This is a genomic window from Nonomuraea monospora, from assembly GCF_039531895.1.
GTDB classification, from domain to species: domain Bacteria; phylum Actinomycetota; class Actinomycetes; order Streptosporangiales; family Streptosporangiaceae; genus Nonomuraea; species Nonomuraea monospora.
Genome location: NZ_BAAAQX010000045.1, coordinates 71,131 through 88,404, shown reverse-complemented (window position 1 = coordinate 88,404; position 17,274 = coordinate 71,131). Strand labels below are relative to the sequence as shown.

20 protein-coding genes and 1 riboswitch are annotated in these 17,274 nt (G+C 70.2%); of the genes, 7 read left to right on the top strand and 13 right to left on the bottom strand.

The features are described 5' to 3' along the window. Positions 1-3: 3 nt before the first annotated feature. Positions 4-408 (bottom strand): C40 family peptidase, encoded by a 405-nt coding sequence (locus ABD331_RS51545; protein ID WP_344493267.1) that lies wholly within the window; start codon positions 406-408, stop codon positions 4-6. Positions 409-615: 207 nt separating this feature from the next. Then, a riboswitch (cyclic di-AMP (ydaO/yuaA leader) is annotated at positions 616-761 on the bottom strand. Between the two features lie 98 nt (positions 762-859). On the opposite strand from ABD331_RS51545, the gene ABD331_RS51540 reads away from it, so the two are divergent. Continuing rightward, positions 860-1,897 (top strand): 3-isopropylmalate dehydrogenase, encoded by a 1,038-nt coding sequence (locus ABD331_RS51540; RefSeq protein WP_344493265.1) that lies wholly within the window; start codon positions 860-862, stop codon positions 1,895-1,897. 227 nt (positions 1,898-2,124) lie between these two features. Continuing rightward, complete coding sequence (locus ABD331_RS51535) at positions 2,125-3,222, top strand: branched-chain amino acid aminotransferase (protein WP_344493263.1); 1,098 nt, start codon at positions 2,125-2,127, stop codon at positions 3,220-3,222. 31 nt (positions 3,223-3,253) lie between these two features. Here ABD331_RS51535 and ABD331_RS51530 read toward each other — a convergent pair whose 3' ends face one another. The 3 genes from ABD331_RS51530 to ABD331_RS51520 form a co-directional block, all read right to left on the bottom strand. Beyond that, positions 3,254-3,793 carry a Uma2 family endonuclease gene (locus ABD331_RS51530; protein WP_344493261.1) on the bottom strand — a complete coding sequence of 180 codons (540 nt, stop codon included), beginning with the start codon at positions 3,791-3,793 and terminating at the stop codon, positions 3,254-3,256. Positions 3,794-3,873: 80 nt separating this feature from the next. Further along, positions 3,874-4,857, bottom strand: coding sequence for an aldo/keto reductase (locus ABD331_RS51525; protein ID WP_344493259.1), 984 nt, complete (start codon positions 4,855-4,857; stop codon positions 3,874-3,876). Between the two features lie 7 nt (positions 4,858-4,864). Beyond that, positions 4,865-5,509: an O-methyltransferase gene (locus tag ABD331_RS51520; RefSeq protein ID WP_344493257.1), complete on the bottom strand. Its 645-nt coding sequence runs from the start codon at positions 5,507-5,509 to the stop codon at positions 4,865-4,867. A gap of 59 nt (positions 5,510-5,568) precedes the next feature. On the opposite strand from ABD331_RS51520, the gene ABD331_RS51515 reads away from it, so the two are divergent. Both ABD331_RS51515 and cimA read left to right on the top strand, forming a co-directional pair. Continuing rightward, the gene (locus tag ABD331_RS51515; protein ID WP_344493255.1) at positions 5,569-6,216 is read left to right on the top strand and encodes a DsbA family protein; all 648 of its coding nucleotides are present in this window, start codon (positions 5,569-5,571) and stop codon (positions 6,214-6,216) included. Positions 6,217-6,428: 212 nt separating this feature from the next. After that, on the top strand, positions 6,429-8,006 hold the full coding sequence (gene cimA, locus ABD331_RS51510; protein WP_344493253.1) for a citramalate synthase: 1,578 nt from the start codon (positions 6,429-6,431) through the stop codon (positions 8,004-8,006). Positions 8,007-8,050: 44 nt separating this feature from the next. On the opposite strand, the gene ABD331_RS51505 is transcribed toward cimA, so the two are convergent. Then, positions 8,051-9,652 (bottom strand): heparinase II/III family protein, encoded by a 1,602-nt coding sequence (locus tag ABD331_RS51505; RefSeq protein WP_344493251.1) that lies wholly within the window; start codon positions 9,650-9,652, stop codon positions 8,051-8,053. 144 nt (positions 9,653-9,796) lie between these two features. On the opposite strand from ABD331_RS51505, the gene ABD331_RS51500 reads away from it, so the two are divergent. Then, complete coding sequence (locus ABD331_RS51500; RefSeq protein WP_148436863.1) at positions 9,797-10,393, top strand: HD domain-containing protein; 597 nt, start codon at positions 9,797-9,799, stop codon at positions 10,391-10,393. 7 nt (positions 10,394-10,400) lie between these two features. Here ABD331_RS51500 and ABD331_RS51495 read toward each other — a convergent pair whose 3' ends face one another. From ABD331_RS51495 to ABD331_RS51465, 7 genes are read right to left on the bottom strand one after another with little or no spacing between them, the layout of a single operon-like run. Then, entirely contained in the window at positions 10,401-10,754 is a 354-nt protein-coding gene (locus ABD331_RS51495) for an antibiotic biosynthesis monooxygenase family protein (RefSeq protein ID WP_344493248.1), read from the bottom strand. 17 nt (positions 10,755-10,771) lie between these two features. Next, the gene (locus ABD331_RS51490) at positions 10,772-11,353 is read right to left on the bottom strand and encodes an alkaline shock response membrane anchor protein AmaP (RefSeq protein ID WP_344493246.1); all 582 of its coding nucleotides are present in this window, start codon (positions 11,351-11,353) and stop codon (positions 10,772-10,774) included. Between the two features lie 31 nt (positions 11,354-11,384). Next, a complete protein-coding gene (locus ABD331_RS51485; RefSeq protein ID WP_344493244.1) occupies positions 11,385-12,083 on the bottom strand; it encodes a DUF6286 domain-containing protein in 699 nt (232 codons plus the stop codon). Further along, on the bottom strand, positions 12,080-12,433 hold the full coding sequence (locus ABD331_RS51480; protein WP_344493242.1) for an Asp23/Gls24 family envelope stress response protein: 354 nt from the start codon (positions 12,431-12,433) through the stop codon (positions 12,080-12,082). The genes ABD331_RS51485 and ABD331_RS51480 overlap by 4 nt, the downstream gene beginning before the upstream one ends. Further along, complete coding sequence (locus tag ABD331_RS51475; RefSeq protein WP_148436858.1) at positions 12,430-12,618, bottom strand: hypothetical protein; 189 nt, start codon at positions 12,616-12,618, stop codon at positions 12,430-12,432. Before ABD331_RS51475 ends, ABD331_RS51480 begins: the two co-directional genes overlap by 4 nt. Continuing rightward, complete coding sequence (locus tag ABD331_RS51470; RefSeq protein WP_344493239.1) at positions 12,615-12,938, bottom strand: hypothetical protein; 324 nt, start codon at positions 12,936-12,938, stop codon at positions 12,615-12,617. Before ABD331_RS51470 ends, ABD331_RS51475 begins: the two co-directional genes overlap by 4 nt. 41 nt (positions 12,939-12,979) lie before the next feature. Continuing rightward, positions 12,980-13,477 (bottom strand): Asp23/Gls24 family envelope stress response protein, encoded by a 498-nt coding sequence (locus ABD331_RS51465; RefSeq protein ID WP_425566258.1) that lies wholly within the window; start codon positions 13,475-13,477, stop codon positions 12,980-12,982. A gap of 182 nt (positions 13,478-13,659) precedes the next feature. On the opposite strand from ABD331_RS51465, the gene ABD331_RS51460 reads away from it, so the two are divergent. After that, complete coding sequence (locus ABD331_RS51460; protein WP_344493235.1) at positions 13,660-14,436, top strand: fumarylacetoacetate hydrolase family protein; 777 nt, start codon at positions 13,660-13,662, stop codon at positions 14,434-14,436. Then, positions 14,429-15,802, top strand: coding sequence for a glutamate--tRNA ligase (gene gltX / locus ABD331_RS51455; protein ID WP_344493233.1), 1,374 nt, complete (start codon positions 14,429-14,431; stop codon positions 15,800-15,802). The genes ABD331_RS51460 and gltX overlap by 8 nt, the downstream gene beginning before the upstream one ends. 44 nt (positions 15,803-15,846) lie before the next feature. Here the strand turns inward: gltX and ABD331_RS51450 are convergent, their stop codons facing one another. Next, positions 15,847-17,244: an MFS transporter gene (locus ABD331_RS51450; RefSeq protein WP_344493231.1), complete on the bottom strand. Its 1,398-nt coding sequence runs from the start codon at positions 17,242-17,244 to the stop codon at positions 15,847-15,849. Positions 17,245-17,274: the final 30 nt, after the last annotated feature.

Below are 17,274 nucleotides of genomic sequence, written 5' to 3'. Positions count from 1 at the left end.
TTCTCAGAGCGTCGCGGTGAGCGAGGCCGGGATGGGCTCGCGCCGCTGTTCGAGCCGCTCGGCCCACTGGCGGACGCCCTTGCGGTCAGGGCGGACGGCGCCGACGAAGGCCTGCCTGCGCCAGCTCGACAGCTTCTCCTCCTTCACCACGTCGCCGGAGTGCGGCGCGTGCACCATGTAGCCGGGCTTGGAGATCATTCCGACGTGACCCAGGTTGCTGAAGAACACCAGGTCACCGGGTTCGAGATCCTTCCAGGAGATCTTTCTGGAGAACGCCCCGTACTGTTCGCGGGCGGTGCGGGGCAGGTCGATCCCCGCCTTCTCGTACGCCCGGAGCATCAGCCCCGAGCAGTCGTACCCCCGGTCGCTGGTGCCGCCCCACACGTAGGGGATGCCGCGCTTGTTCATGGCGAAGTCGAGTGCGACCTTCCAGGCGGGCTTGGGGGTCTGTGCCAGCCTGATGCGCTTGATCTCGGCGCCGGTGAGGGTGGTGGTGTCCTTGTCGGTGACGGACCGGGCGGCGACGTCGTCGCCGGTGGCCGCCTGTGCTGCCGGGGTGGCCAGGATGAGTCCGGCAGACGCCGCTGCCAGGACGATGGCGATGCGAGACAGAAGACTGTCCTTCCATACGGCCGACCGGGTTAGCTGACGGGCTCGGGCCTGGAAGACAGCCCTACGGCGATGACCGCCGATTCGCCCCTGGGGGGAAAGTGGGTCCCCGGCTCCACGCAGCGGCTGCGTGGATTAGGCCCGACGGACTCTAACGAAACGGTCAAAAGGTCGCAAACCCCTCAAACCGGACGTCCGCGAAATGAGATGGTGTGTTCGTCAGGCGAGACGAGCCGGTATGGTTGCCGTCATGGAGTCGCGTAACATCCGCCTGGCCGTCATCCCTGGGGATGGCATCGGCACCGAGGTCGTCGCCGAAGGGCTCAAGGTCCTGGAGGCAGTGGGCACGAAGATCGAGCCCACGCACTACGACCTGGGCGCCGCCCGCTACCACCGTACCGGCGAGACGCTCCCCGACGCGGTCCTCGACGAGTTGCGCGGCTACGACGCGATCCTGCTCGGCGCCATCGGCGACCCGAGCGTGCCGCCCGGCATCCTCGAGCGCGACCTGCTGCTGCGCCTGCGCTTCGCCTTCGACCACTACGTCAACCTGCGGCCGGTCAAGCTGTTCCCCGGCGTGACGACCCCGCTGGCCGACACGCCGACCGAGAACATCGACATGATCGTGGTCCGCGAGGGCACCGAGGGCCTCTACGCCGGCACCGGCGGCGTCATGCGGCGCGGCACCCCCCACGAGATCGCCACCCAGGAGTCGCTCAACACCGCCCACGGTGTCGAGCGCGTGGTGCGTTACGCGTTCGAGAAGGCCAAGGCCCGCCCGCGCAGGAAGCTGACGCTCGTCCACAAGACCAACGTGCTCACCTTCGCCGGCGACCTGTGGCAGCGCACGGTCAACCGCGTGGCCGAGGAGTACCCCGAGGTCGCCACCGACTACTGCCACATCGACGCGGCCTCGATGTTCTTCGTGACCCAGCCCGAGCGCTTCGACGTGGTCGTCACCGACAACCTGTTCGGCGACATCATCACCGACCTCGGCGCGGCCATCGCCGGCGGCATCGGCCTGGCGGCCTCCGGCAACATCAACCCGGAGCGCTCGGCGCCCAGCATGTTCGAGCCGGTGCACGGCAGCGCCCCCGACATCGCCGGTCAGGGCAAGGCCGACCCCACCGCGACCATCCTGTCGGTCTCCATGCTCCTCGACCACCTCGGCCTGCACGACGAGGCGGCCAAGGTCGAGCAGGCGGTCGCCGCCGACATCGCCGAGGGCCGCACGGGCCGAAGCACCAGCGAGATCGGCGACGACATCACCGCGCGAGTATCCGGCTAGGGCCGCCTAGCACCGTACGCGCCTGGCGGTCCGAAGAGGACCTGCCGGGCGCGTTTTCGTGTCCCCAGGTAGCGGCGGCAATCGGGGCCAAGCACCCATCAACCGCTTGCCATCCCATATAGCGAGACAATAGGAAGTACGGACCACCCCGTGGGCGCGCATCGCTCCCGGACAGGTGACCGGATTCCGGTAGATTTCGGTAGACCGTAGAGAGAAGGACCGCCGTCATGACCATCGCTCCGAAGCTCAGCTTCGACGTGCAGCTATCCGACCACGCTCGCACCGCGGCCGAGCGGGAGCAGGTACTGGCGAACCCGGGGTTCGGGCAGACGTTCACCGATCACATGATCTCGATCGACTACACCGAGGGCGAGGGCTGGCACGACGCCCGGCTCATGCCGTACGGGCCGCTCTCGCTCGACCCCGCCACCTCGGTCTTCCACTACGCGCAGGAGCTGTTCGAGGGCCTCAAGGCCTACCGGCAGATCGGCGGCTCGATCGTCGCCTTCCGGCCGTACGCCAACGCCGCCCGCTTCAATCGCTCGGCCGCCCGCATGGCCATGCCGGAGCTGCCGGAGGAGACGTTCGTCGAGTCGCTGGAGCTGCTCGTCCAGACCGACAAGGAGTGGGTGCCCACCACCGAGGGTCACAGCCTCTACCTGCGTCCCTTCATGATCGCCACCCAGGCGGGGCTCGGCGTGAACTACCCGTCCAGGACCTACAAGTACATGGTCATCGCCTCGCCGGCGGCCTCGTACTTCACCGGCGGCATCAAGCCCGTCTCCGTGTGGCTGTCCACCGAGTACACGCGGGCCGCCCCCGGCGGCACCGGCTTCGCCAAGTGCGGCGGCAACTACGCCGCGGCGTTCGTGGCGCAGCGGCAGGCGGTGGAGAACGGCTGCGACCAGGTGGTCTGGCTGGACGCCCAGGAGCACCGCTACGTCGAGGAGATGGGCGGGATGAACCTGTTCTTCGTCTTCGGCGACAAGCTCGTCACGCCCGCGCTCACCGGCACCCTGCTGCCCGGCATCACCCGCGAGTCGATCCTGGAGCTCGCCGGCGACCTGGGGCTGGAGACGGAGGAGCGGCTCATCACGGTGGACGAGTGGCAGGAGGCGAGCGCGTCCGGCGACCTCACCGAGGTGTTCGCGTGCGGCACCGCGGCCGTGGTGACGCCGGTCGGCACCGTCAAGGGCGCCGACCGCTCGTGGACCGTGGCCGACGGCACGCCTGGCCCGGTGACGATGCGGGTGCGCGAGGAGCTCGTCGGCATCCAGTACGGCGCCCGCCCCGACACCCACAACTGGGTGCACAAGATCGGCTGACCCCTTCTGGTGAGCCCTTCACGCGGAGGGCTCACCAGAACGCGGCGACATTCAGCGGCAATTCCCACGGGGCCGGCAGGAACAGCGGCTCGGCGACGCTCGCGATCGTTTCCCGGCCATAGGCGAGGCCGCCCGGCTCGCTGTGCAGCCGCACCGTCCGTTGCGCCGGATCGACCACCAGATAAAGCGGCACCCCGGCCGGCGAGTAACCCCGCGGTTTGACGTAGTAATCGTCGTAGGCGCTGCCCGAGGAAACGACGTCCACGATGAGCAGCGTCGAATCCCCGTGCACCGCGTACTCCTTGTGCAACCGCGGCGACCGCGGCACCACCGTCAGGTCGGGCACGTACCGGTCGGACTGAAGGCCCAGGTGAATGGTGATGTTCGGCCAGATCTGCCAGCCGCGCTCGACGGTCGGGGCGAACAGCGCGCGCATCACCCGGAAAAGCGAGGTGTTGTGCTGCCAGGTGCCCGCCTCGTTGACCACGATCCGGCCCTGCACCGTTTCCACCCGATATTCGGGATGCAATTCACGGATGGTTCTGAATCGCTCTTCGAGGGGCGCGGCCATGGCCTTGCATCCTTTCTTCCGGCGGAGTGACCGAGCGTATGCCGGGCCGGGGGTGTGAATACAGGGCGTGCGGTCTTGATTTACCGGTCGATCCTGCTCAGGTAACCCTCGTCCCCCTGCTCGCCCGCCACCGCCTCCGGCGGCACCAGCGCCTCCAGCCGCAGCAGGGTCGCCTCGTCCAGCTCCACGCCGGCGGCTGCCGCGTTGGCGCGCACGTTCGCCGCCCTGCGCGTGCCGGGGATCGGCACCGTGCCCCGGTGCACGAGCCAGGCCAGCGCGAGCTGGGCCACCGACAGGTCGTTCTCGGCCGCCAGGGCCGCCACCGCGTCCGTCAGGGCCAGGTTGCGCTCGATGTTGCCCTCCTGGAAGCGCGGGTTGCCCCGCCGCCAGTCGCCGGCCCCCAGGTCGGACCGGTCGCGCAGCGCGCCGCCGAGCAGGCCGCGGCCGAGCGGGCTGTAGGCGACGAAGCCGACCCCCAGCTCCTCGCAGGCCGGCAGCACCTCCTTCTCCGGCGCCCGGTTGAACAGCGAGTACTCGGTCTGCAGGGCGGCCACCGGGTGCACGGCGCAGGCCCGCCTGAGGGTGGCGGGGGAGACCTCCGACAGCCCGACGTGGCGCACCTTGCCCTCCTGGACCAGCTCGGCCAGGGCGCCCATGGTCTCCTCGATCGGCGTCGTCGGGTCGAGGCGGTGCAGGTAGTACAGGTCCACATGGTCGCTCTGGAGGCGGCCGAGGCTGGCCTCCAGCGCCGTGCGCACGTATTCGGGACGGCCGAGCCCCGGCCGCAGCCGGCCCCGTTCGTCCGCGTTGCCGCCGAATTTGGTGGCCACCACCACCTCGTCGCGCCGATCGCGCAGCACCCGCCCGATCAGGGACTCGCTGTACCCGGCGCCGTAGATGTCGGCGGTGTCGATCAGCGTGACGCCCGCCTCCACCGCGGCCAGCAGGGCCTCGGTGGCCTCCTGCTCGCTGACGTCGGCGTAGACCCGGGGCGCCAGCGTCATCGCGCCGAAGCCCAGCGCCGAGACGGTCGGGCCGTTCCGTCCGAGTGTGTGGGATCTCATGGCTCTCCTAACTCTTCCTGATCATCGTCATCCCGTCGGCGACGGGCAGGGTCAGGACCGTCACCCGAGGGTCCTCCATCACCAGGTCGTTGAACTGCCGCATCTGCACGGTCGTGGGCTCGTCGTGCGCGGGATCGGCCACCCAGCCCCTGCGCAGCGTGTTGTCGGCCAGGATCAGCCCGCCGGGCCGCAGCCGGTCCATCAGCAGCTCGTAGTAGACCGGGTAGTTCTGCTTGTCGGCGTCCAGGAATGCCAGGTCGATCGGCTGGTCGAAGGCGGCGAGCGTGTCGGCGGCCGGCCCGATCGTGAGCGTCACCCGGTCGGCCACCCCGGCCTCCTGCCAGTAGCGGCGGGCCACGGACGTCCACTTCTCGCTCACGTCGAAGCAGTGCAGCGTGCCGCCGGACAGGCCGCGCGCGATGCAGACGGACGAATATCCGGTGAACGTTCCCACCTCCACGGCCACCTGGGGAGCCATGAGCTGGGTGATCATCGTCAGGAACCGGCCCTGGTCGAAGGAGATCTGCATGGTCGCGTCGTCGCCCGCGACCTCGGCCGTCTCCCTCTCCAGGGCGTCCAGCAGGGCGTCGGGCGCGGTGGTGTGCTCGGACACATAACGCGCTACGGCAGAGTCGAGGAGGTATGCCTTCATGCGGCCATTGTTTCCGTTTCAGGTAGGGTCTGCGCGATCAATGAGGTGAGAGTGGGCTGATGAAGAAGCGGTTCATGGCGGTCGCGCTGGCGTGCGCGGCGATCGTCGTACTCGGGGTGCTGGCGTTCTCCCGGCCGGGCGTGTCGTCGTCAGGCGAGGTGACCCTGACCCGGCAGGCGGACGGCTCGATGGTCCTGGCCGACCTGGGGAGCGACGCCCCCGTGCTCGACGTGTACGAGGACTTCGACTGCCCCGTCTGCAAGGACATGCACACCAAGGTAGACGCGACGATCAGGAAGCTCGCGCAGGCAGGCAAGGTCAAGGTCGTCTTCCACACCGTGACGATCTTCCGGGACGAGCCCTCGCGCTCCAACTCCGTCCGCGCCGCCGCGGCCGCGCGCTGCGTCCCCGCGGAGAACTGGCTGGCCTTCAGGGACGAGGTGTACGCCATGCAGCCCGCGCCGCACGGCGTGGCGTCCGGGTACAGCGTCGAGGAGCTGATCGGGGCGGCGCGCAAGGCGGGCGCGTCGGTGGACTCGTGCGTCACGTCGCAGACGTACGCGCAGGCGCACCTGGCGGAGACGGCCAAGATCCCGCTTGAGGGCACGCCCACCGTGGTACTCGACGGGCAGTTGCTGGGCAACGAGGCGTTCGACCCGGCGGCGCTGGAACGCCTCATCACCGGGGGCGTCGGCGTGCAGGTGTGAGCCCGTGGTGTCCCAAGCAGCGAGACCGGTGTGCCAAATGGTGAATGCGTATGGCAGACTGGGCGGCACCATGTTCTACGGTCTGCTCATTATCGGCAGGCGCGCTGGCTAACGCAGGGACACCGCCAGCGCGCAGACCTCTCACGTCCGTGAGGGGTCTTTTTGTTTTCCCGCACCGTACGGACCTCCTACTCCGGAGAGAAGAGAGACTCATGGCCGACGACCGCTTCCACGTATACGACACGACGCTACGAGACGGCGCACAGCAGGAGGGGCTCAACCTCACCGTCGCCGACAAGCTCGCCGTCGCGCGGCACCTGGACGGCCTGGGCGTCGGTTTCATCGAAGGGGGCTGGCCGGGCGCCAACCCCAAGGACACGGAATTCTTCAGGCGCGCTCAAACAGAGCTCGACCTGAAGCACGCGCAACTGGCCGCGTTCGGCGCGACCCGCCGGGCCGGTGTGAAGGCCGCCGACGACCCACTGGTGGCCGCCTTGCGCGAATCCGGCGCGCCGGTCGTGACCCTTGTCGCCAAGAGTCACGACCGGCACGTGGAGCTGGCCCTCCGCACGACTCTCCAGGAGAACCTCGCGATGATCCGCGACACGGTCTCTCACCTTCGTGCGGAGGGACAGCGAGTCTTCCTCGACGCCGAGCACTTCTTCGACGGCTACAAGTCCAACCCAGCCTACGCGCTGGAGGTCCTCAGGACCGCCGCGGAAGCCGGCGCCGACGTCATCGCCCTGTGCGACACCAACGGCGGCATGCTCCCCGACGAGCTCGCCGAGATCGTCCAGGACGCCGTACGCACCAGCGCCCGCGTCGGCATCCACTGCCACGACGACACCGGCTGCGCCGTCGCCAACACCCTGGCGGCCGTCAAGGCGGGCGCCACCCACGTCCAGGGCTGCGCCAACGGCTACGGCGAGCGCTCAGGCAACGCCAACCTCTTCACGGTCGTCGCCAACCTCCAGCTCAAGCGCGGCTTCGACCTCGTCCCGCAGGAGTCGCTGGCCGAGATGACCCGCATCGCCCACGCGATCACCGAGGTCACCAACGTCACCCCCAACTCCCACGCCCCCTACGTCGGCACCTCCGCCTTCGCCCACAAGGCCGGCCTGCACGCCAGCGCCATCAAGGTCGACCCCAACCTCTACCAGCACATCGACCCCGCCCAGGTCGGCAACGACATGCGCATGCTCGTCTCCGACATGGCGGGCCGCGCCTCCGTCGAGCTGAAGGGCCGCGAGCTGGGCTACGAGCTGACCCCCGAGCACACCAGGACCCTGGTCGAGCGGGTCAAGGACCTGGAGTCCAGAGGCTTCACCTTCGAGGCCGCCGACGCCTCCTTCGAGCTGCTGCTGCGCGACACCGTCCACGGCGAGCGCAGGCGCCACTTCGAGGTCGAGTCCTGGCGCGTCATCGTCGAGCGCACCAAGGGCGGCGAGCTGGTCAGCGAGGCCACCGTCAAGCTGCACGCCAAGGGCGAGCGCATCGTGGCCACCGGCGAGGGCAACGGCCCCGTCAACGCCCTCGACAAGGCCGTCCGGCTGGCGCTGGAGAAGCTCTACCCCGAGCTGGCCAAGCTGGAGCTGGTCGACTACAAGGTGCGCATACTCGAAGGCACCCACGGCACCGACGCCATCACCCGCGTGCTGATCACCTCCAGCGACGAAACGGCCGAGTGGGCCACGGTGGGGGTCGCGGAGAACATCATCGACGCGTCGTGGCAGGCGCTGGAGCAGGCGGTCACGTACGGGCTGCTGCGCGCGGGCCGCGACTGCGGATAGCTCTCCCCGGGAACGGGCCCGGCCGCGGACGGGAAGCGGCCGGGCTAGATCAGCCCCGGCGAGAACGACACGCCGTCCACGGTGACCTTCCCGCCCGAGCACGACACCTTGGGCGAGTCCGTGCCCGGCACGATCACCGTCAGCAGCGACTTCGCCGCCGGCGACACCACCACGTTCGTGGCCTGCTTCGACAGGTACGTGGGCGAGACCCAGCCCAGCTTCCCGCCCCGCTCCACCCGCTGCCCGCCGACCTTGTCGCAGGACGAGAACTGCAGCAGGGTGACCTTGAACTTGCCGTCGCCCAGCACCACCTTGCCGCCCCCGCTGGAGACGACCTTGAGTGACGGGGCGAAGCGCCAGATGTTGCGCACCTTCTTGCCGCCCGACGCGGTGTCCAGCACGGCCATCAGGTCCTGGCCGTGGTTGACCAGCACCGACCTGGTGCGGCTGACCCCGTACGCCTTGTCGGTCACCTTGAAGGCCTGCCGGTCCTTGCCGTACGAGCTGTCCACGAGCTTGCTGGCCGTCCGGGGCCGGAACTTCGCGCCCACCACGGTCGGCACGTTATGCGCCTCGGGGGAGAGCGTCCAGTAGCGGTAGGAGCTCTTCTCGTAGGAGTGGAACCCGCCGTCCATGAGGATGTCGCGGCCCTGCGCGTAGTAGGTGACGCCCAGGTGGTCCTCGTGGCCGTGGAACTTCATGCCGGGCCCGAACCTGATCGAGTAGTACGCCGACTCCGGCTTGCCCCAGGCGGTGCGGCCGAAGACGTAGCCGGCCCGGTAGGCCTTGACCTCCTGCTTCGGCGTGCCCGTCTCCATCTTGGGCTCGGTCTCGGCGCTGCCGTCGCCGATGGGCACCATGTAGCCGTTGGGCATGGTGGAGTGGGCGATGAAGTCCTTCATGGCCTCGGCGCGCCTGGCGATCTCGCCGGGCACCTTGCGTCCGCACGCCTTCATGTTGGTCATGGCGACCTGGAGGCGGCCGTACACGTAGACGGCGTACCTGGGCGCCTGCTCCATGAGCGCGCCCTGCGAGTCGACGTCCAGCTTCACCGTGCCCGTCAGACGGCTGGAGGCCAGGTTCGCCCAGTCCTTGCGGCCGTACCTGCAGCCAATGCCCATGAGCGCGATGTCCTGGTCGATACCGTGGTTGTGGCCCTTCTTGTACAGGCTCGCGTTCGACAGCAGCTTGGCGTGCGTGGCCAGGCTGTCCTTCAGCCAGCTCGCGTTGACGTGCCTGCTGAGGCAGAGCAGCGGCTGGGTGCGCAGCGAGACCGGGTGGTCCTTCCAGGCGTAGGACGGGGTGCCCCTGGCGCCGTACTTGTTGTCGGCCACCCAGTCCTGGGCGATCTCGGTGGCGCGGTCCAGGTAGCGGCGCTCGCCGGTGTTCTCGTACTCGACGACGAGGGTGCCCATCCAGCGCAGCGACTGGAAGACGAACTCCCACGACCGGTTCCTGTACGGGCTGGCGTCCCAGTTGACGTTCTTGCCCAGCTTGTACGCGGGCAGCCCCACCAGCGCGATCTCGCCCTGCATGACGTCCTCGGCCGTCGGCGTGCCGGGCAGCCAGTCGCCCTGGCACTCCGCGGTGCGCGTCACCTTGTCGGCCGCCTGTGCCGGGACCGCGACGCCACCGGTTGCGAGCATGAGGGCAAGAGGGATCGCGAGGCGGCGCACGCCGGGGTTCCTTTCGGGACAAAAAGGTGAAGGCGCGACATGCTTTCGGAATCTCGATCAACTGGTCAAGTCGCGTGCCCGATTCGTTAGCCGCCCGATGAGATGCTGGTGTGCGTGAGATACGACGACCTGGTGATCCCCGACACGCCCGCCGCCCGAGGCGCGCTGGAGGTGGCGGCCCGGTACCACACGCCTTCGCTGCTCAACCACTCGATCCGCGCCTACCTGTGGGCCGCCGCCCACGCGCGCGGCAACGGCATCGCCTTCGACGCGGAGCTGCTCTACGTGTCGGCCATGCTGCACGACATCGGGCTGGCCGCCGAGTTCGACAGCCACACCGTGCCGTACGAGGAGGCCGGCGGGCACGTGGCGTGGGCCTTCTGCGCCGGGGCCGGCTGGTCGCCCGAGCGGCGCGAACGCGCGTGCGAGGTCATCATCCGGCACATGTGGCAGGAGGTGCCCCTGGAGGAGGACCCCGAGGGGCACCTGCTGGAGCTCTCGACCGGCATGGACATCTCAGGCCGCCGCACCGATGAGATCCCCGCCGAGGTGCGGCGGGAGGTGCTGGAGCGGCACCCGCGGCTGGAGATCGCCAAGGAGTTCAGCGTCTGCGTCGCCGATCAGGGCGCGCGCAAGCCGTCGAGCTTCGCGGCGCGGTTCGTGCGCGACGGCATCGTCGACCGCATCATCCGCAACCCGCTCGACGGCTGAGCCTGGCTCAGCCCTTGGGGCCGGTGCTCTCGGCGACCTCGAACGACCACACCTCGGACCCCGTCGCCGCGGGCCCCTGGCCGTGACCATGCCCGTGCCCCTGCCCCTGCCCCGCCTGGGCGGCCGCCTGCGCGTGGCCGCGCTGGAACGCCTCGCCCTGCTGCCACTTCTGGAAGTCCTCCTCCGAGCGCCAGCGCGTGTAGACGAGGTACCGCTCCGTGCCCTCCACCGGCCGCAGCAGCTCGAACCACTCGAACCCGTCGGCCGACTCCACCATCCCGGCACGGTTGGCGAAGCGCTTCTCCAGCTCTTCCCGCATCCCGGCGGGCACGGTCAGCACGTTGATCTTCACGACGGACACCAGAGGAACCCCTCTCGTCAGCGCACCACGCGGTGCGGCGAAGGTGAGGGCTCCAGGCTAACGCGGGCCACCGCCGGCACCCGATCCCGGTCCAGCGCGTCGCGCACGTGCGGCAACGCCACCGTCGCCAGGTGACGGCTCAGCTCCTCCATGGGGGCGGACTCGTCGGCGACCACCTTCAGCCGCACCTCGGGACGCGGCCCCACCAGGTGCGCGGCGGCGTGGAACACCGCGGGGCTCGACTCCACGTCGGCCGCCACCGCCTGCGCCATGCCCGACTCCGACACCTCCGTGACGCCCGTCGGGCCGTCCTCGATGCGCAGCACGCGCCGCGCCTGCCTGCGTCCCTGCACGAGCAGCCAGCGCAGCGCCAGCACCGCCACGACCAGCGCGGCCAGCGCCAGCAGCCACCAGATCCACGGGCTGTTGCGGGCGAAGAAGGCGACCACGTTGGCGTCCACGACCGTCGTGCGCGCGGCGGCCCAGTTCTGCGGGAACGCGCCCAGCCCGCGGGCCAGCGCCGACCCGCCGAGGATCACCAGCGCCAGCCCCACCAGCGCCAGCCCCCAGCGGTTGCCCCGCCCGGTCTTCCTGCTCACCGCCGCCACCTCCGTCCGTCGCTCCGGCTGCTCACCGCTGCTCCTTGATGTTCACCGACACCCGGTACGGCTCCACCAGGTCGAGCGCCGCCAGCCTGGACAGCACGGCGCCCCGCACGTCCTGGCCGAACCCGTCCACGCCCCGCCCGCACGTCGTCGGCGTGACCGCGACCGTCCGGCCGCGCAGGGTGGCACGGGCCGAGCGCACGCCCGGCACCTGCTCGGCCGCGTGTGCCAGCGCCCTGGCGACGCTCCTGGGCCGCAGGCCGATGATCAGATCGGGGTCGCCGCTGCGGACGGGCACCATCCGCGGACGTCCCGGCACCAGCGCGATGGCCAGCAGCAACAGCCCGAGCAGCGCCGCGACCGCCGCGCCGAGCAGCACCCGCGGGTCCGACCACAGCGTGGTGGTCGCCCAGCCCAGCATGCGGTCGTACGGGATCCAGCGCAGCGGACGCCCGGCCAGCGCCGAGACCGTCTCGGCGAGCACGAGCAGGCTCAGCAGGGCGAGCAGCGTGGCGACGATCACGGCAGGGATCCGCCGGTACGGACGGAACGCCCGCACCGCGGCCCTGTCGGCGGCCCTCTCGGCGGCTCTGTCGCGCGGCGGCGGAACCGGTGCCCGGTGGGCGCCCGACTGCTCCTCCGTGGTGGCCGCGTGCCGTGTCTCGTTCGTCGTCTCGTGTGTCGCCGTGTGTGTCGTCGTGTTCGTCGTCTCGGGTGTGGTCATGGCAGGTCACCGCCCACGTCCGTCATCGTGATGTCCAGGCGCGTGACGTGCAGGCCCGTCTGGGCCGCGACCCGGGCGATCACGTGCTCCCTGAGCCGCGCCGCCACGGCGTGCAGCGGCGCGGGGTAGGCCACGCTCACGTTCAGCCGCACCACGGCCTGGTCGCCGTGCACCTCGCCCGCGGACGGCGTCCACGGCAGGCCGCGCGGCTGCACGTCGCGCACCTCCGGCACCTCCGCGGCGGCCACGCAGGCGATCTTGCTGACCACCCGGTCGGCGACCTCCGTGCGCCCGCGCCACTCGGGCGCGGGCAGGGGAGCGCGCCGCTGGGCGGGCACCGTCATGGTCATTTACGCCTCGCGGACAGCCCGGACAGGTTGATCTCCCCTGTCTCGGCGATCCGCCCGACCAGGAAGCCGACCGCGCCCAGGACCAGCACGAGCAGGAACGCGCCCAGCCCGCCGAACGCCCCGGCCAGGCCGAGCACGATGCCGACGGCCATGCCGACGAGCGGCATCCACTGGATGTTGTTCATGATCCCTCCACGATGATGTCGTCGATGCGGACGTGCACCGGGCGGTCCCCGGCCAGGTCCGCCACGGCCCCGCGCACCTCGTCGGCCGTCTGCGGCAGCGGGCGGTCCAGGGTGGCGACGATGGCGATCTCCACCGCGCGCTCGTCCGCGTGCACGCCGGTGAGGCGCTCGCCGGGCAGGTACGTGGCCACGGTGCCGAACGGCCCGCCGGACAGCCGCACCACACCGTCACAGGCCAGCGCCCGATCGGCGATCAGCCGCGTCTCGGTACCGGCGCCGGAACGGTCGTCACCGGCGCTCACCGGGCCACTGGCGTTCACCGGGCCTCCGGTGCTTGCCGGGCCGGTCGGTGCGGCGGCCGTCATTGGACCCGGGGCTCCTGCTCCCCGTCGCGGCTCTGGCCGTCCTGTCCCCGGTCACGGTCGCGGTCCTGATCGGGCAGGTGCACGTCGTCCACCCGGATGTTGACCTCGGTCACCTCCAGGCCGCACATCCGCTCCACCGCGCCGATCACGTTCTTCCTGACGGCGGCGGCCAGGTCGGGGATGGCGGTGCCGTACTCGGCCACCAGGTCGAGGTCCACGGCCGCCTGCCGCTCTCCGACCTCGACCGACACGCCCTGGGAGACGTTCCTGTCCCCGCCGACGATGCCGCGCATGCTCCCGAGTGCCCGTGCCGCGCCCCCGCCCATGGCGTGCACCCCGGACACCTCCCGGGCCGCCAGGCCGGCGATCTTGGCGACGACCCCGTCGTCGATGCTCGTGGTGCCCTTCTCCGTGACCAGCGAGGTCGTGCTCTCCTGGGTCCTGGCCCGTGGCACGGTCCCCGTCGCGCCGGCCCCACCGGGCCGATTGGACATCGTGTCCGACACGATCCGTCACCTCCCTAGGTGTCTTCTCCATGGGCAGAGATAACCGCTGCAACACTCCCGAAGCGCCCCAAAACGGACTTGGGGCCTAAAAATGGACAGCTCCTGACCTGTGCGGGGTGGCGCGCGAAAAAGGTGACGGACCCCTCCGGCGGCGGCGATAGCCTTGTCAGGTGCGTATAGCGAGGTTCTCCACAGGTGAAGGCGTCTCGTTCGGCGTGGTCGAGGGCGGCCCGGGCGAGGAGTTCATCTCCGCGATCTCCGGCCACCCCTTCGGCCAGGTGCAGTTCACCGGCGAGCGCCTCCCGCTGTCCCAGGTGAAGCTGCTGGCCCCGATGCTGCCCAGCAAGGTGGTCGCCATCGGCAGGAACTACGCGGAGCACGCCGCCGAGATGGGCAACGAGGTTCCGGAAGAGCCCCTCATCTTCATGAAGCCGTCCACCACCGTGATCGGCCACGGCGAGAGCATCGCCTACCCCACGTCGCTGTCCGACCGCGTCGACTACGAGGGCGAGCTGGCCGTGGTGATCGGCAGGCTCTGCCGCGAGGTGCCGGTCGAGCGGGTCAAGGACGTCATCTTCGGCTACACCTGCGCCAACGACGTGACCGCACGCGACCTGCAGAAGAAGGACGTGCAGTTCACGCGGGCCAAGGGCTTCGACACGTTCTGCCCGCTCGGCCCGTGGATCCAGACCGATCTCGACGCGAGCGACCTGGCGCTGACGACCACGGTCAACGGCGAGATCCGGCAGAGCGGGCGCACCAGCCAGCTCATCAACGACATCCCCGCGCTGGTGGCCTACGTCAGCGCGGTCATGACGCTGATCCCCGGCGACGTCATCCTGACCGGCACGCCGGCGGGCGTCGGCCCGCTCGAGATCGGTGACGAGGTCAGCGTCGGCATCGAAGGCATCGGCACACTCACGAACAAGGTGGTCTCCCGTGACTGACGTACGGGTGCGGTTCGCACCGTCCCCAACCGGCATGTTCCACGTCGGCGGCGCTCGCACGGCGCTGTTCAACTGGGCGCTGGCCGAGCAGTCGGGCGGCCGCTTCGTGCTGCGCATCGAGGACACCGACGCCTCCAGGAACCGGCCGGAGTGGACCGAGGGCATCATCTCCGCCCTCGACTGGATCGGCATCAACGGCACCAACCCGGTCTTCGAGGGCCCCTACTTCCAGTCGGCCTACGAGCCGCAGCACCGCGAGGCCGTGGCCAAGCTGCTGGCCGACGGCCGGGCGTACTACTGCGACTGCACCCGCGAGGCCCTCGTGGCCCGCACCGGCTCCGAGCACAAGGGCTACGACGGCCACTGCCGCGACCGCGGCCTGACCGAGGGCGCCGTCCGCTTCCGCACGCCCGACGAGGGCGTCACCGTCGTGAACGACCTGGTGCGCGGCAGCGTCGAGTTCCCCAACGCGGCGCAGGAGGACTTCGTCATCGCCCGCACCGACGGCTCGCCGCTGTACGTGCTGGCCAACGCGGTCGACGACATCACCCAGAACATCACCCACGTCGTACGCGGCGAGGAGCACCTGGGCAACGCCGCCAAGCAGATGCTGCTCTGGCCCGCCCTCGGCGCGAACCCGCCGGTGTGGGCGCACCTGCCGGTGATCGTCAACGAGCAGCGCAAGAAGCTGTCCAAGCGCCGCGACAAGGTGGCGCTGGAGGACTACCGCGCCGACGGCTACCTGGCCGAGGCCATGGTCAACTACCTCATGCTGCTCGGCTGGGGCCCCGGCGACGACCGCGAGATCATGCCGTGGTCGGAGATGGTGCCGCTGTTCAAGCTGGAGGACGTCAACTCCGCCAGCGCGTTCTTCGACGAGAAGAAGCTGCGGGCCTTCAACGGCGAGTACATCAGGGCGCTGCCGCTGGAGACGTTCGAGGAGCGCTGCGCGCCCTACCTCGACGAGTCCTGGGACCGCGAGCTGTTCAGCAAGGTCGCGGCGCTGGCGCAGACGCGCATCGCGGTGCTGTCGGAGATCCGGCAGAACGTCGACTTCCTCTTCCTGGAGGAGCCGGTCTTCGACCAGGCGTCGTGGGACAAGGCGATGAAGAACGCGCCCGAGGAGATTCTCGGCGGTTACCTCGACCGGCTGGAGACCGTGAGCTGGGACCCAGAGTCGCTCAAGCAGGCGCTGGAGGAGGTCGGCACCGCCCACGGGCTCAAGCTCGGCAAGGCCCAGGCGCCGGTGCGGGTCGCGATCACCGGCCGCACGGTGGGGCTGCCGCTGTTCGAGTCGATCGAGGTGCTGGGGCGGGAGCGCGCCCAGGAGCGGCTGCGGGCCGCCCTGGCGCGGCTGAAGGACTGACATGACGCGTCCGCGGGCTCGGCGGCTCGCGGACGCGTCCCGTCTTACTCGGCTGTGCTTCTCGGAAGTGCGAGCATCACGAGCGCCGTGATCAGGTAGAGCACCGCGGAGATCACCAGCACGATGCCGAGCGCGTGACCGTAGTCCGGTTCTCCGGCGACGGCGTTGAAGAAGACCGTGCCGAGCACGGCGATGCCGACGGCCCCGCCGATCTGGTTGACGGTGGAGAGCACCCCGCCCGCGGCGCCCGCGTTGCGTCCGGGGACGCCCGCGAGGACGACGCTGACCAGAATGGGCGCCGCGAGACCGAGCCCCAGGCCGCCGATGAAGAGGGCGAGGGCGAGCGGCCAATATCCGGGATCGCCGCCGTCCGTGACGACGGACCACAGGACGACCTGGGACGCCGCGATGGTGAGCGAGCCGGTGACCAGGAGCGTCCTGCCCGCCTTGGCGGCGAGGGCGACGCCGAGGCCCGAGGTGACGATCGAGCCGAGCGCGTACGGCAGGATCACCAGGCCGGTCTCCCACGCGGTCCGGCCGGTGCCGCTCTGGAGGTAGATCGAGAGGGTGAGGAAGTACGGCCCGATGCCGCCGAAGAAGAGCACGGAAGCGCTCAGGCCGACGGTGAAGGCGCGGATTCTCAGCAGGGCCGGGTCGAAGACGGGTTCGTCCCCGCGTGCGGTGAGGCGGCGCTCGTGGCCGAGGAAGATCACGAGCACGACGACTCCTGCTGCCAGGAGGGCGTAGCCGCCCCAGGTCCATCCCCCTGTCATCGGTAGCAGGAGGAGAAGGACGCCCGTGGCCGCGAGGAGCGCGCCCAGGAGGTCCAGCCGGGCGGTCGAGGCGGAGCGGGACTCGGGCAGGACCTTCACGCCGACGGCGAGCGCCAGGATCGAGACCGGCACGTTGATCCAGAAGATCGTCCGCCAGCCCAGGCCGAACAGGTCGATGTCGACGAGCAGCCCGCCCAGCAGCGGGCCGGCGACCGAGGCGAGGCCCTGGACCGCTCCGTAGGCGCCGAACGCCTTGGCGCGCTCGCCGGGAGCGAAGGACGCCCGGATGATCCCGAACACCTGCGGCACCATGATCCCGGCGGTCAGTCCCTGCCCGGCCCGCATGCCGATGAGCGTCGCCGGGTCGGCGGCCAGCGCGCACAGCGCCGAGGTGACCATGAACCCGGCCAGCCCGATCAGGAACAGCCGCTTGCGGCCGTACTGGTCGCCGAGCCGTCCGCCGGTGATCAGGCCCGCGCCCAGAGCGAGGGTGTAGGCGGCGATCGTCCACTGGATCTGAGCGTCGGAGGCGCCCAGGTCCTGGGCCATCGCCGGGGCCGCGACGGTGACGATCGTCGCGTCGAGAAGGTCCATGAAGGAGCCGAAGAGCACCACCAGCAGCGCCATGGTCGCGCCGGTGCCCTCCCTGAGGCTCGGTGAGTCGGTCATGGCGGTCACCATCGCGGGCATGGTTGCCAC

Excerpts from the sequence above, each read along its gene's own strand:
- ABD331_RS51545 (WP_344493267.1), bottom strand. The coding sequence starts at position 408 with ATGAACAAGCGCGGCATCCCCTACGTGTGGGGCGGCACCAGCGACCGG.
- ABD331_RS51540 (WP_344493265.1), top strand. The coding sequence starts at position 860 with ATGGAGTCGCGTAACATCCGCCTGGCCGTCATCCCTGGGGATGGCATC.
- ABD331_RS51535 (WP_344493263.1), top strand. The coding sequence starts at position 2,125 with ATGACCATCGCTCCGAAGCTCAGCTTCGACGTGCAGCTATCCGACCAC.
- ABD331_RS51530 (WP_344493261.1), bottom strand. The coding sequence starts at position 3,793 with ATGGCCGCGCCCCTCGAAGAGCGATTCAGAACCATCCGTGAATTGCAT.
- ABD331_RS51525 (WP_344493259.1), bottom strand. The coding sequence starts at position 4,857 with ATGAGATCCCACACACTCGGACGGAACGGCCCGACCGTCTCGGCGCTG.
- ABD331_RS51520 (WP_344493257.1), bottom strand. The coding sequence starts at position 5,509 with ATGAAGGCATACCTCCTCGACTCTGCCGTAGCGCGTTATGTGTCCGAG.
- ABD331_RS51515 (WP_344493255.1), top strand. The coding sequence starts at position 5,569 with ATGAAGAAGCGGTTCATGGCGGTCGCGCTGGCGTGCGCGGCGATCGTC.
- cimA (WP_344493253.1), top strand. The coding sequence starts at position 6,429 with ATGGCCGACGACCGCTTCCACGTATACGACACGACGCTACGAGACGGC.
- ABD331_RS51505 (WP_344493251.1), bottom strand. The coding sequence starts at position 9,652 with ATGCTCGCAACCGGTGGCGTCGCGGTCCCGGCACAGGCGGCCGACAAG.
- ABD331_RS51485 (WP_344493244.1), bottom strand. The coding sequence starts at position 12,083 with ATGACCACACCCGAGACGACGAACACGACGACACACACGGCGACACAC.
- ABD331_RS51480 (WP_344493242.1), bottom strand. The coding sequence starts at position 12,433 with ATGACCATGACGGTGCCCGCCCAGCGGCGCGCTCCCCTGCCCGCGCCC.
- ABD331_RS51475 (WP_148436858.1), bottom strand. The coding sequence starts at position 12,618 with ATGAACAACATCCAGTGGATGCCGCTCGTCGGCATGGCCGTCGGCATC.
- ABD331_RS51465 (WP_425566258.1), bottom strand. The coding sequence starts at position 13,477 with ATGTCCAATCGGCCCGGTGGGGCCGGCGCGACGGGGACCGTGCCACGG.
- ABD331_RS51450 (WP_344493231.1), bottom strand. The coding sequence starts at position 17,244 with ATGACCGACTCACCGAGCCTCAGGGAGGGCACCGGCGCGACCATGGCG.